We start from the raw sequence: 12,505 nt of genomic DNA on the forward strand, positions 1-12,505 counted from the left end.
ATGGCACCTAGATTTTCAAGATCAGGAGACAACCTGATCAGAATTACAGACAACTTCTATAGAGTATTCTCAATATTTATCTTCGTGGGGATACTTGTGCTCTTTTTCACGGGCATAAGTCTTGCGGGCAAGAACTCCATTGAAAAGCAGCAGGAGTCCTTAGAAAGCGCCATAGCCAGAGATATCGTCCAGTGCTACAGCATTGAGGGACGCTATCCTCCAAGCCTTGAATACCTTCAGGAGCACTACGGACTTACCTACGATGATGAGACATTCTTTGTGGATTACAGGCCTATTGGCTCCAATCTCTATCCCGATGTGACAGTTATCAAGATAAGAAAGGGCGAAAATGGATCATAAAAAGCAAAAAAGGCATATGATAGACGGCTTTTTTGTTATAAGCCTGATGCTGGTATTCGTTTTATCAGCCCTGTCTGTCATAGCCATAGGAGCAAGTATATATAAAAGAAACGTCTCGGACATGGCCTCCAACTACTCCCACAGAATAGGCAGCGCCTACATCACGGAGAAGATCAGGCAAAACGATGTCTACGGCGCAGTTCAGGTAAAGCACGTTTTTGAAGAGAACGTCCTTGTCATGACCCAGGACATCAATGGAACCCTGTACGACACCTACATCTACGAGTACGATGGTTATCTTATGGAGCTTATGGCCAGAAACGACATCAGCGATTTTTATCCCCAGTCTGGTCAGAAGATCCTTAAGATCAGTAATCTGGAAATTGAAGACGCCTCCACTTCCCTGATAAAGGTAATCATTTCCTTAGAAAACGGCGTGGATGAATCACTCTACATTGCCAAAAGGAGTATTCCAAACAAGTAATGAATCAGCAGACCACATCTAAGACAAGTCTGTTCCTGATGGAACTCATCATAGCGATCACCTTCTTTGCCATATCCAGCGCAGTCTGTGTAAGGCTTTTTGTGTCGGCCCACCTGCTTTCGCAAAAGAACTATGACCTTACCAACGCAGTTATGTGGACCCAGAACCTGGCAGAGGTTTTCTACGGCACCAAGGGAGATCTACATGAGATGTCAGCTCTTTATTCTCAGGGAGTGTTATCTCTTAATGACGATGAAGAAACGGGAAGCCTTGTACTATTCTTTGATGAGAACTGGGACTTCTCTGACGCTTCCCTGGTGAATTCTTCCTACGAAGCCATAATTCAAGTAACCAAGGAAAATGCCAGCGATGTATATAAAGATGTGACGGAATATCAAATATCTTATAAAGGTAAGGCCTATGTTGGCCAGATCGCCATTATCGATCTTAAGAATCAGAGCGATGTCTTTTCATCAATTCCGGATAATGAAGACATCATTATTAATCAATTAACCGTAGATCAGTATATAGGAAAGGAGGAATAAGTATGAGAAAAAGATCTAGCCCGGCCCACGTTGGAAGCGCATCAATACTGCTTATCTTTACTGTACTTAGCGTTATCTCCTTTGCGGTACTTACAATGGTCAATTCAAAAGCAGACTACAATCTGACCGCAAATCTGGCAGCAAGACAACAGGTTTATTACTCTGCCTGTCATGAGGGAAATGCCTTTGTAGCTGCAGTAAATTCAGGCTATGATAATGGAACGGATAATGGTATAATAAAGAAAAGTATACCAATTACCGATAAGCAATCACTCGATATTGCGTTAATGTCAAATAGCATAAACAAATCAACCAATTCTGAAAACGGCTATCGCATAATCCAGTGGCAGATAGTAAATCAGCAGGATACCAGCTACGATTACACACTACCAGTCCTTAAATAACGTCGAAACTTTAAAACAATTTTCCTAAGACTTTATCAAATTTTAATTTTTATCATTACGATTTAACGCTCATAATATAAATTACGTGGTACAATAGATTATGTACTGAACAACTAAAATAGATAACAAAGAAATTGATTCAATTTTCTTAGCAACTAAAAATTTTCATTGGAGGTTCAATATGGGAAAAAGAATACTCATTACTGATGACGCCGCTTTCATGCGCATGATGCTTAAAGATATCCTCTCCAAGAATGGATATGAGATTGCCGGCGAAGCAGAGAACGGAAAAGTCGCAATCGAAAAGTATAATGAGTTAAAGCCCGACCTTGTAACTCTTGATATCACAATGCCTGAGCTTGATGGTATCGGAGCTTTGAAGGGAATCAAGGCTGCAGATCCTAATGCAGTTTGCATTATGTGCTCTGCTATGGGTCAGCAGGCAATGGTAATTGAATCTATTCAGGCTGGCGCTAAGGACTTCATTGTTAAGCCATTCCAGGCTGACCGTGTTCTTGAAGCGGTTAAGAAGGCTATCGGATAACCCTGTTTTTAAAGGGCTTTGGAAGCGCGCCTATAAATTAAAATAATAAACGAACTTGGCACTTTTCTTTGAATGCGCCAAGTTCGTTTTTTGTTGCTTTGGGCCACCCCATCAGGCTCTGTTTTGTGGTGTAAGAGCGAGCCTCTATTTAAGAGCTTTCCAAAAGTGTTTCAAAAATCCTGTCCGCGAATTAACTGTCTGAGGTCAGGCTCTTAGATTTTTACGGCAGGTGATTTTGATCTGGCTCGTTACAAAAAAGATGCACATTTTCTCAGATGCTCCCGCAGGCTTTCTTTCAATGCGCATGCTGCACGATAATTACTTGCAGGGCGGATTATATTGCATGGCAATTGGAGCTTTGCTCCATAGGCAAAATAAAAAACGAGAATTTCCAAACTCCATGAGCTTGGAAATCTCGTTTCTTTTTTGCCGTAACGAGCGCTTTGCGCTCTTGCCATGCAATATAATCTTTTCGTCCTGCTTCAGACAATCGTTCGCATGCGCGTAAAAGCCTGCCATGGGAGCATTAGAAAATGGCACTTTTGTTGCCTATACTCGCCAGTATCAAAACACTCTGCATTAAAAATCTTAGAGCCTGGCCGAGTTTTAATTCGCAGGATTTAGAAACACTTTTGGAAAGCCTTAAATTGCGGCGAGCGAACCAACACAAAACAGAGCCTGATGGGGTGGCCCATAACCATTCCACAAAACCATGGCTGATAAAAGTTAGATCAAAGCTCACTCGTTTACGTAGAAATCTATTGTGACTCCGCCTTCGGCTCCTGTCACTGTTCCGGCTATATCAGCCCTCTCCATCCACTTAAGAGCTTCAGAATCTGTGTAGATCAAAGGCTTAGTGTGTATCACTCCGCCGTTGCTGACAGGCTGAACTTCTCCATTATTCTCGATAAAGATGTGACAGTCTTTTCCATCGCAGTCTTTACCTTCAAGAATATATCTTGCAGAAAGAACTCTTGGCTCTCCCGCTGGCTCCTTCTGAGTATCAACTCCGCCAGGAAGGATAACACCCTTAAAGTTGTCACAGTCGCAGTCTCCGTGGAATAAGATCATGGTGGCTTTTCCGCTACTTCCCTCCACATTAAAGATCTGGTCAAGTTTTACATTGATAGTTAATATCTTTTCTCCCATTATGCTCCCCCATCACAGCTTCTCAAGAACATATTCAACGCCCTTGCCAATATATGCGTTCCAGAAATTCCAGTCGTGAATGCCAGGGCCTTCTTCGTACTTAAAGTCAGCGCCGTTATCCTCAAGGAATTTCCTCATGATCTGGTTCTCTTTATAGAGGAAGTCCTCTGTTCCAATAGCCATGTAAATTGCAGGCTTAGGAAGATTATTCTCAAGTATTCTCTTATAGAGAACCTCAGGATTATTATCTGATTCTACTACCTTGGTAAGGTCCCCAAATACCTCGCTGTAGTACTCATAATTAGCAATTCCGTCATCGAAGTCTTCGCTCATATTGGCAACATTATAGATAATAAGAGCTGAAGAAAGAGCTACCACTCCTCCGAAGGTCTCTGGGTAAGCAAAGGCTGTATGGAGTGCTCCAAAGCCGCCCATAGAAAGGCCTCCGATAAGGGTGTCCTCTCTTTTATCTGATAATCCAAACATCTTTCTGGTAAAGTCCACAACCTCTTTTCCCGCAAAGGTGCAATACTGGTTGCCTGTAGCCTTCCTATCCAGATAGAAATTATTGCCTGTAGTTATCATGATAACTGCCAGATTGTACTTATAAGCCACATCCTCTGCAACTCCGTTGTACATCCAGTCGCTTTCATTTCCAGAAAAGCCATGAAGAAGGTAAAGTGTCTTCATAGGTCTTTCATAATACTTGTTGCCAGCAGTAAACATTGGGTCAATATCTCTTGGAATCGCAAACTCGATGTTGACCTGTCCATGCTGCGCCTTTGAGTTAAAACGTAGTTTTCCTGATGCCATTTCCTTTTCCCCCGATTTATGTATAGTCTTATGCTGTCTCTGCCTTCTTACCTGTGTAGAGCTGGTAGTAGCGCTGCTTCTTGGCGATGAGTTCATCGTGAGTTCCCTGCTCAACGATGCGGCCCTGCTCAAGAACTACGATGCAGTCACTGTTCTTAACTGTTGAAAGTCTGTGGGCGATTACGAAGGTTGTTCTGCCCTTCATAAGCTTGTCCATACCGTCCTGAACGATCTTCTCAGTTCTGGTATCGATTGAGGATGTAGCCTCGTCGAGGATAAGAACTGGTGGATCCGCGATGGCTGCTCTTGCAATGGCAAGGAGCTGACGCTGACCCTGAGAAAGATTAGCTCCGTCTCCTGTAAGCATTGTGTCATAGCCCTCTGGAAGACGCTTAATGAAGCTGTGGGCATTAGCAAGCTTAGCTGCTGCGATTACCTCTTCATCTGTAGCTCCCAGCTTACCATAGCGGATATTCTCCTTAACTGTTCCGGTAAAGAGATGTGTATCCTGAAGAACAATACCAAGAGAGCGGCGAAGGTCTGCCTTCTTGATCTTGTTGATATTGATATTGTCGTATCTGATCTTACCATCCTGAATATCATAGAATCTGTTGATCAGGTTGGTAATAGTAGTCTTACCTGCACCTGTTGAACCAACAAAGGCAATCTTCTGACCTGGAAGAGCATGAAGAACGATGTTGTGAAGAACCATCTTCTCATCTGTGTATCCAAAGTCAACATCGTTAAAGGTAACATCACCTTCCATTGGCTGGTAGGTTGTGGTGTTGTCTGCCTTGTGGTAATGCTTCCAAGCCCAGTGCCCTGTGTGGTGATCAGCCTCAACAACCTGACCATCCTTCTCCTCTGCATCCACAAGCATTACATATCCATCATCTGTCTCTGGCTGCTCATCAAGGAGCTTAAAGATACGCTCTGCACCAGCAAGAGCCATGATGATTGAGTTAAACTGCATACTTACCTGGTTAATAGGCATGCTGAAGTTCTGATTAAGTGTTAAGAATGTAGCCAAAGCTCCAACAGTAATTCCAAGGAATGTATTGTTAGAAAGAGCTATGACACCACCAATCATGGCACAGATAACGTAACTGGTATTACCAAGCTGTGCATTGATAGGTCCCAGGGCGCCTGAATAAGCGTTAGCCTTGAAGGCACTCTTATAAAGATCCTCATTAAGCTGGTCAAACTTCTCAATACTGTCTTTTTCATGGTTGAAGACCTTAACAACCTTCTGACCTGTCATCATCTCTTCGATGTATCCGTTAAGAGCACCGATGTTCTTCTGCTGAGCCACGAAGTTCTTACCTGAAGACTTGGTAGCCATTGCTGAACAAAACAGCATTACACCAACCATAAGCAGTGTGATCAGTGTAAGAAGTGGGCTAAGAACGATCATAGACACCAGTACACTGACAATGGTGATGGCTGAGTTAAGCATCTGAGGAATACTCTGGCTGATCATCTGTCTGAGAGTATCAATATCGTTGGTGTACACTGACATGATGTCGCCGTGGGCGTGTGTATCAAAGTACTTGATTGGAAGGCTCTCCATATGTACAAAGAGCTCCTCACGAAGTCTTTTAAGTGTTCCCTGGTTAATGAAGATCATGGTCTTTGCCTGGATAAATGCAGCAAGAACGCCGATTCCGTAAAAGATCGCAACCCTGATCATAGCCATCAGAAGTGGATGGAAATCTGTACTTCCGCTATCAACCATAGGCTGAATATATGTGTTAATAAGTGATTTTGTAAAAAGAGTTCCCTGCAAACTTGCGAATACTGTCACAAAGATACAGATCACTACAGTTATCATATGAACAGGATAGAATTTAAAAACATATCCCATTATTCTACTAAAAAGCTTGCCAGGGTTCTCAACCTTTGGTCTAGGCATTCCGCGTCTTCCACCCCTTGGCCCAGCATTTACTTTCTGTTCTGCCATTGTTCTACTCTCCTTTTATTTACAATGAAGTTCTGCTCTCGAACCTTATGCAAGCTGATCGAAATCAGCGTCTCCGCTTACTCCAGTCTGAGATTCATAAACCTCGCGATAGATCTCGTTAGAAGCAAGAAGCTCGTCGTGGGTTCCAAATCCGTTAACCTTACCATCATCCATAACAATGATTCGGTCACATCCCTGAACGGAACTGATACGCTGTGCAATGATGAGCTTGGTGGTTCCTGGAATCTCCTCTGCAAATGCCTTTCTGATCTTAGCATCTGTGGCTGTATCTACAGCACTGGTGGAGTCGTCCAGAATAAGGATCTTAGGCTTCTTAAGAAGAGCTCTGGCAATACAAAGTCTCTGTCTCTGACCACCTGATACATTGGATCCGCCCTGCTCGATAACTGTGTTGTAGCCATCTGGCATCTTCTCGATGAACTCAGAAGCACAGGCCATGTCACAAGCTCTTTTACACTCCTCATCTGTGGCGTTCTTGTCACCCCAGCGAAGGTTTTCATAGATTGATCCTGAGAAAAGGACATTCTTCTGAAGTACTACTGATACCTGATCTCTAAGGGTCTCCATATCGTAATCCCTTACGTCGATACCGCCCACCTTAACGGCTCCATCTGTAACATCGTAAAGACGGCTGATAAGGTTAACCAGTGAAGACTTGGCAGATCCGGTACCACCGATGATTCCTATGGTCTCACCGGACTTGATCTCAAGATTTATTTCTTTTAACACAGGCTCCTCTGAGTCAGCTGTATATGCAAATGAAACATTCTCAAAAGAAATGCTTCCGTCTGGAACTGTAGTAATAGCATCAGGCTTATTAGTGATTGAAGCCTTCTCCTCAATAACCTCTGAGATACGCTCGCCGCTGGCCTGAGCCATTGTAAGCATTACGAATACCATTCCCAGCATCATGAGGTTCATGAGGATCTTCATGCAATATGCTAAAAGAGCTAAGAGATCACCAGTAGAGAGCTCGCCGCCCACGATCATATGTGCACCAACCCAGCTGATAAGAAGTACGCAGGCATTAACTGTAACTGTCATTACAGGGCTCATGTAAACCAGGTTCATCTCTGCCTTAACGAACATGTTGTAGATGTTAAGGGCTGCCTTTTTGAACTTATCATTCTCGTAGTCTTCTCGAACGTAAGCCTTAACCACACGGATGGCAGATACGTTCTCCTGAACGCTCTCGTTGAGTTCATCGTACTTCTCAAATACCTGCTTGAAGTACTTGGTAGCTCTGTTCATGATGAACATAAGGAATCCGCCAAGGAAAACAACTGCTGCCACATAGATAAGGGCGATCTTGGCATTGATAGAAAATGCAGCGATCAGTGCGATAATAAGTGACGCAGGGGCTCTCATGGCCATTCTAAGTGTCATCATGTATGCGTTCTGAATGTTAGTAACATCAGTTGTAAGTCTTGTTACAAGACCTGATGTTGAGAACTTGTCGATGTTGGCAAAAGAAAATGTCTGAATGTTGTCATACATTTTCTTACGAAGATTCTTGGCAAGTCCTGTGGATGCCTTGGCACCAAAATATGCTCCGCCAAGACCTGCTATCAGGCCAAGGATAGCAATGATTATCATCCTGATACCAATCTGATAGATGATGCCCAGATTGTTACCATAAACACCGTCATCCACGATCCTACCCATCAACTTGGGAATTACAATTTCGCAGATAACTTCTCCGATCATACAAATAGGGGTTATTATAGATGCCCATTTGTACTCTTTCACTTCCTTTAGTAGTGTCTTAACCATAATTACTCCTCTTGAACATTTATATTATGTAGCATTTGTTCCGTTAATTATTGGGACTGATTAGCCTTTGGACCTATCGGTCTTATCTGACTTCTAAGTAAGCTCCTCCAGATTGTCGTTAACCTTATCAAGAAGGCGCCTTAACTCTTTTATCTCATCCTCTGTCATGCCTTTGGTCAGCTTGGAATCGGTGAACTTACGTCTCTTATGATTCTGATCAATAAACTGTTCGCCCTTCTCAGTAATAGTAATGTTCCTGTACTTACGATTGTCAGGATCTACCACCACCTTAACCATTTCCTTCTCTTCAAGTCTCTTAAGTAGTCCTATTGTGGTAGGATGCTTGATATGCATAGCCTCAGAGATATCCTTCTGAGTAATCTTCTTATCCCTGTTCTCCCACAAATATGCTACTACAATGAACTGTGAAAATGTAAGGTCAACTTCTCTAAGCTCTCTGTTAAGCATAGCAGCAAAGGATTCATGAATAAGCCTGAATTTGAAGCTTATAGGCTCGTGCTCTTTATCTCTAAAGAACTCTCTATCGCCTTTGTCATCGCAAATCATATACACCTCGCTTTACTAAATGTCATATGTAGCTAGATACATATAACATAATAAGTAGCACGCTACATATTGTCAAGAAACATATTTATGATTTTATTTTCTTTTTATGATTGAAAAAAAATAGGAGGCCAAAGCCTCCTATCTTCGTATTTTTCTTAATATTCCTGTTCTTCTTCAGCAACAGTATCTACATAACTAATGTATTTAGGACTTGGTCCATACTGATTGCATCCTGCTTCTGAATCACTACAGTAGAACACCAATCTGATTATGCGTCCAAATGGTATAAGCGCGATCAGTATCCAGGCTCCTGATCTGCCTGTATCATGAAGTCTCCTTACAGCAACTGACAGGCTTGGAATAAACAGAGCCAAAGTGCTAATCAGTAAAAGAACTGCAAATACATTTGACATCAATGCTAAAATATAGAGCACACCCTCAATTATTGATGTAAAAAGATAAAAGAACCAGAACTCGCTTCTACGAGCTCTTCCACTAAAGTCAGCGTAATGTGAAAACACTGAACTAATTGCCTCTCCAAATGACATTTCTAACTCCTCCGATCAAATTTCAAAATTACGGCAGAAAATATACTATCATATAGAAACCGAAATGTCATCACTAGTTTTTCCACATCTCAATCATGCTTTATTTCAAGCATATCCAGTAACTTTATAAATGTATCCTGTCCGTCAAGGCAGGTATCGTTCAGCCAACCTTTCTCATTCCTCCATTCTTTGAGTCCTCTGTAGTAGTAGCTCTTTTTGGAATCTTCAATGATGAATGGAATTATGTTGTGTCTAAGGCACTCTTTTAAAGCCACTAGTCTGCCTACTCTTCCGTTTCCATCCTGGAAAGGATGAATATACTCAAACTCGGCATGGAGCGCAATTATATCTTCCACTTCTACATTTTCTTTTGCATTATATTCGCGCAGAAGTGCCTCCATATGTTTATGAACTTCAGAAGGCTTTGAGGTCTCTCTGCCGCCAACAACATTAGCGCGCTTTTTATAATCTCCAACCGCAAACCATGATAACATTGAATCCTTTGTATCATGTTTTAATATATAGTGCAGTTTCTTGATTATATCCTCTGATAGCTCTTCCTCAGCTATATCTATCACATAATCTATTGCGCGGAAATGATGCACTGTTTCAAGGATATCATCAACAGGAACACCATCGCCTACATCAACTGTATTCGTTTCAAAGATATGCCTTGTCTGATCCTCTGAAAGTTTGCTTCCTTCAATATGATTAGAATTATAAGTCATTCTTACCTGAAGCTCATGGTAAAGCCCTCCGGGAAGCTTTATTTCTTTTTCATCACGAAGCAACTGAAGGAGCTTATTATCAGACATGCTTCTCATCAAAAACTCAGGCTTTTTCCCAAGATATTCTGCAATCTTTTTAATGCTTCTTGGAGATAGCTTCTCACCCTTTGCAATTTTAGCAACAGTTCTGGAAGACAGGCCCAGCTCCGTGGAAAGCTCTGTTTTTCCGATTCCTTTTTCCTTTAATGCATTTTCCAAACCTTCATATGAAATCATATTATGTTTGCCTCCATTATCTTTACTTATTTTACCTTTTCACACCCAAAAAGTAAAGAATTTTGTTGGCTTTTAAAACCAAAAGTAAAGTTTCTTGTTTTCAAACTGTTTTTTCAGAAAATAAAAAACTCGGTGCATTCGCACCGAGCTTTTTTTTCAAATAGATTACATTGTTGGCTGGCCAGCGCCGAATCCAGCAACACCCTTAGGGTTAGGACCGTACTGGTTGTCACCAGGCTGTGAATCTGTAGCAAACCAGATGATAAGAAGAATTGCTCCAACAAGTGGAATCAATGCGAAAAGAAGGAATAATCCTGACTTTCCGATATCATGAAGTCTGCGAACGCCAACAGCAAGTCCTGGAATAAGAACTGCTAATGACCAGATCATTGATAAGAAGCCTAAAGGCTTAACAACGTTAGCAAGGATTGAAAGAACAAGTGCTACACAGAAGTTAAAGAGGTAGAAGTACCAATACTCACTTCTACGAGCTCTTCCGCTGAATCCTGCATACTGTGAAAATACTGACTTTACTGCATCTGTAAATGACATTTTATTTTCCTCCCACTACAAATTTTGTGATTTATATTTTCAACATTCTGTATGTTACCACAAAGCGTATAAAATGTCATTATATTTTTTGGTTAGTTCACTGCCTTACCATTTACATACAGTGTATATCCGTTTGAAATAACGTTATCAACATCTCCATCAAAGCTTGTTACATAGGTATCTGCTGTAAGTGTCCAGGTGCTGTCTGAATCAAGAGTTACGTTAACTGTTCCAACCTCTGTAGATACTGTTTCGCCATCGGCGTTTGTGATCTCACCGCTGATAGATCCTGTAAAGCTTGATCCATCAGAAAGGTTAAGGTTAAGAGTAGAGTTGTCGCCTACAAGGATTGTTCCTTCAAGGATCTGTTTCTTAGCATTTACTGTTGCAATGTTCTCAGCTCCGCTCCAGCCGTCATCACATACTGATAAAAGGATATTCTCGCTGTCTTTATTGACGATCTTAACGTTCTCAAGGTTAATTACTGCATTAGTGTTAGTTACGTGGAATACGTGACCATTCATGCTTGTAAGTGTACTATCTGTCATATCAAAGGTTGAAGTTCCGCTATCTGCATCACCTGACATTGACTGGTAGATCATAATTGTGTCGTAGAATGTAGCGTTTCCGTTTGTGTCAGTATTGTTAGCTGTCATGTCGCAGTTTGTAAGGGTGATTGAGTTCATACCTTCGATACATACTGCCTCTGAAAGGTTAGATACAAGTGTTGCGTTGGATACTGTGATGTCTGCTGTTGAGTAGATTGATGGTGATCCAAGGCCGTTTGTTGTGTAGGTTCCACCGTCAACTGTTACTGTTCCGCCGCCTCTGTCTGTTCTAATGGCTGCTGATGACTGACCGCTTGTCTCAACTGTAAGATTAGATGCCTTTGTAATTCCACCGCCAGTAGTCATGATTCCACCAGAGCCATTTCCTGTGGTTGTGATAGTTGTATCAGAGATGATAACTGTTGTTCCATCACCCTCAGCTCCGTTCTGTCCGGCGTTACCACCATAGGAGAATACGCCGTTGGCGCCGTCAGCATCTGATGTGATTGTTCCACCTGTAATAGTGGTTGTAGATCCATCTTTTACCAGGACTGCTGCATTAAGGCCATAGAAATTGCAGCTGTCTCCACCATCAGAATCGCCAGTCTTAGTTACTGTAGGTTTTGTAATAGTTACATCATCTGAAGTTGCAATAAGAAGTGCGCTCTCATCTGCTGTGGTGCTTTCATAGGTTTCATTTTCCTGGGTATCAGCACTTGTTATCTCTGTTGCTCCTTTGTAGTCGATGTCAGCGCTGGCATTTCCGCCGCCACCAAATCCGCCGCCTGGCGCTCCACCTGGTGCATCTCCTGGTGCTCCGTCTGGTGCCTCGCCATCTGGCTTCTCTGGTGCTTCTCCATCTGGCGCCTCTCCTTCTGGCTTTTCAAGTGTTCCTTCGTCTGAAGCCTCTGCTGCGCTTTCGCTGTCAACTGATTCTGTCTCTACTGTTGTTGTGGAAGCTTCTGTGCTGCTCATTTCGCAACCTGCAAGGGCTGTGTACATAAATACTATTCCAATGTATGGAAGAATTTTCTTTACTACTTGTCTTTTCATTTTTAGTCTCCTTGTTATTCATAGTTCTTTTGACAAAACATGTTCTTAACTTGGATACATTATTACAGACGAACCTTAATGAAAACTAAAAAAATAATAAAAGATAAAAAAGAGGAGCATAGCGCTCCTCTATAGATAAACTATTTATATCAAAGCCAAAAACTAAATCATAAAGCCAAT

14 protein-coding genes are annotated in these 12,505 nt (G+C 42.0%); 5 read left to right on the forward strand and 9 right to left on the reverse strand.

Annotated elements, in window-relative coordinates; all coding sequences use genetic code 11:
* From T541_RS0107175 to T541_RS0107195, 5 genes are all read left to right on the forward strand, one after another.
* Positions 1-360 (forward strand): hypothetical protein, encoded by a 360-nt coding sequence (locus tag T541_RS0107175; protein ID WP_026652056.1) that lies wholly within the window; start codon positions 1-3, stop codon positions 358-360.
* Positions 350-844, forward strand: a complete 495-nt coding sequence (locus T541_RS0107180) for a DUF4860 domain-containing protein (protein WP_026652057.1) — start codon at positions 350-352, stop codon at positions 842-844. The genes T541_RS0107175 and T541_RS0107180 overlap by 11 nt, the downstream gene beginning before the upstream one ends.
* The gene (locus tag T541_RS0107185) at positions 844-1,389 is read left to right on the forward strand and encodes a hypothetical protein (protein WP_026652058.1); all 546 of its coding nucleotides are present in this window, start codon (positions 844-846) and stop codon (positions 1,387-1,389) included. The genes T541_RS0107180 and T541_RS0107185 overlap by 1 nt, the downstream gene beginning before the upstream one ends.
* Before the next feature lie 2 nt (positions 1,390-1,391).
* Positions 1,392-1,793: a hypothetical protein gene (locus T541_RS0107190; protein WP_026652060.1), complete on the forward strand. Its 402-nt coding sequence runs from the start codon at positions 1,392-1,394 to the stop codon at positions 1,791-1,793.
* 181 nt (positions 1,794-1,974) lie between these two features.
* Positions 1,975-2,337 carry a response regulator gene (locus tag T541_RS0107195; RefSeq protein WP_022764589.1) on the forward strand — a complete coding sequence of 121 codons (363 nt, stop codon included), beginning with the start codon at positions 1,975-1,977 and terminating at the stop codon, positions 2,335-2,337.
* 738 nt (positions 2,338-3,075) lie between these two features.
* Here T541_RS0107195 and T541_RS0107200 read toward each other — a convergent pair.
* The 9 genes from T541_RS0107200 to T541_RS0107240 all read right to left on the reverse strand — a co-directional run bounded on the left by T541_RS0107200 (position 3,076) and on the right by T541_RS0107240 (position 12,325).
* Positions 3,076-3,486, reverse strand: a complete 411-nt coding sequence (locus tag T541_RS0107200) for a DUF3237 family protein (protein ID WP_034466393.1) — start codon at positions 3,484-3,486, stop codon at positions 3,076-3,078.
* Between the two features lie 12 nt (positions 3,487-3,498).
* Complete coding sequence (locus T541_RS0107205; protein WP_026652062.1) at positions 3,499-4,299, reverse strand: alpha/beta hydrolase; 801 nt, start codon at positions 4,297-4,299, stop codon at positions 3,499-3,501.
* Between the two features lie 28 nt (positions 4,300-4,327).
* On the reverse strand, positions 4,328-6,259 hold the full coding sequence (locus T541_RS0107210; protein WP_026652063.1) for an ABC transporter ATP-binding protein: 1,932 nt from the start codon (positions 6,257-6,259) through the stop codon (positions 4,328-4,330).
* Positions 6,260-6,304: 45 nt separating this feature from the next.
* The gene (locus T541_RS0107215) at positions 6,305-8,053 is read right to left on the reverse strand and encodes an ABC transporter ATP-binding protein (RefSeq protein ID WP_026652064.1); all 1,749 of its coding nucleotides are present in this window, start codon (positions 8,051-8,053) and stop codon (positions 6,305-6,307) included.
* 93 nt (positions 8,054-8,146) lie between these two features.
* Complete coding sequence (locus tag T541_RS0107220) at positions 8,147-8,620, reverse strand: MarR family winged helix-turn-helix transcriptional regulator (RefSeq protein ID WP_026652065.1); 474 nt, start codon at positions 8,618-8,620, stop codon at positions 8,147-8,149.
* A 155-nt stretch (positions 8,621-8,775) separates the two neighbouring features.
* The gene (locus tag T541_RS19100; protein WP_051538141.1) at positions 8,776-9,168 is read right to left on the reverse strand and encodes a DUF805 domain-containing protein; all 393 of its coding nucleotides are present in this window, start codon (positions 9,166-9,168) and stop codon (positions 8,776-8,778) included.
* 89 nt (positions 9,169-9,257) lie between these two features.
* The gene (locus T541_RS0107230; protein WP_026652066.1) at positions 9,258-10,172 is read right to left on the reverse strand and encodes a Fic family protein; all 915 of its coding nucleotides are present in this window, start codon (positions 10,170-10,172) and stop codon (positions 9,258-9,260) included.
* Positions 10,173-10,337: 165 nt separating this feature from the next.
* Positions 10,338-10,724 (reverse strand): DUF805 domain-containing protein, encoded by a 387-nt coding sequence (locus T541_RS0107235; RefSeq protein ID WP_026652067.1) that lies wholly within the window; start codon positions 10,722-10,724, stop codon positions 10,338-10,340.
* Between the two features lie 92 nt (positions 10,725-10,816).
* Positions 10,817-12,325 (reverse strand): hypothetical protein, encoded by a 1,509-nt coding sequence (locus tag T541_RS0107240; protein ID WP_026652069.1) that lies wholly within the window; start codon positions 12,323-12,325, stop codon positions 10,817-10,819.
* Between the last annotated feature and the right edge of the window lie 180 nt (positions 12,326-12,505).

The sequence above is a fragment of the Butyrivibrio proteoclasticus P6B7 genome (assembly GCF_000622085.1).
GTDB lineage: Bacteria > Bacillota > Clostridia > Lachnospirales > Lachnospiraceae > Butyrivibrio > Butyrivibrio proteoclasticus_A.

Coding starts and splice junctions, on each gene's coding strand:
- T541_RS0107175 (WP_026652056.1), top strand. CDS start 1: ATGGCACCTAGATTTTCAAGATCAGGAGACAACCTGATCAGAATTACA.
- T541_RS0107180 (WP_026652057.1), top strand. CDS start 350: ATGGATCATAAAAAGCAAAAAAGGCATATGATAGACGGCTTTTTTGTT.
- T541_RS0107185 (WP_026652058.1), top strand. CDS start 844: ATGAATCAGCAGACCACATCTAAGACAAGTCTGTTCCTGATGGAACTC.
- T541_RS0107190 (WP_026652060.1), top strand. CDS start 1,392: ATGAGAAAAAGATCTAGCCCGGCCCACGTTGGAAGCGCATCAATACTG.
- T541_RS0107195 (WP_022764589.1), top strand. CDS start 1,975: ATGGGAAAAAGAATACTCATTACTGATGACGCCGCTTTCATGCGCATG.
- T541_RS0107200 (WP_034466393.1), bottom strand. CDS start 3,486: ATGGGAGAAAAGATATTAACTATCAATGTAAAACTTGACCAGATCTTT.
- T541_RS0107205 (WP_026652062.1), bottom strand. CDS start 4,299: ATGGCATCAGGAAAACTACGTTTTAACTCAAAGGCGCAGCATGGACAG.
- T541_RS0107210 (WP_026652063.1), bottom strand. CDS start 6,259: ATGGCAGAACAGAAAGTAAATGCTGGGCCAAGGGGTGGAAGACGCGGA.
- T541_RS0107215 (WP_026652064.1), bottom strand. CDS start 8,053: ATGGTTAAGACACTACTAAAGGAAGTGAAAGAGTACAAATGGGCATCT.
- T541_RS0107220 (WP_026652065.1), bottom strand. CDS start 8,620: ATGATTTGCGATGACAAAGGCGATAGAGAGTTCTTTAGAGATAAAGAG.
- T541_RS19100 (WP_051538141.1), bottom strand. CDS start 9,168: ATGTCATTTGGAGAGGCAATTAGTTCAGTGTTTTCACATTACGCTGAC.
- T541_RS0107230 (WP_026652066.1), bottom strand. CDS start 10,172: ATGATTTCATATGAAGGTTTGGAAAATGCATTAAAGGAAAAAGGAATC.
- T541_RS0107235 (WP_026652067.1), bottom strand. CDS start 10,724: ATGTCATTTACAGATGCAGTAAAGTCAGTATTTTCACAGTATGCAGGA.
- T541_RS0107240 (WP_026652069.1), bottom strand. CDS start 12,325: ATGAAAAGACAAGTAGTAAAGAAAATTCTTCCATACATTGGAATAGTA.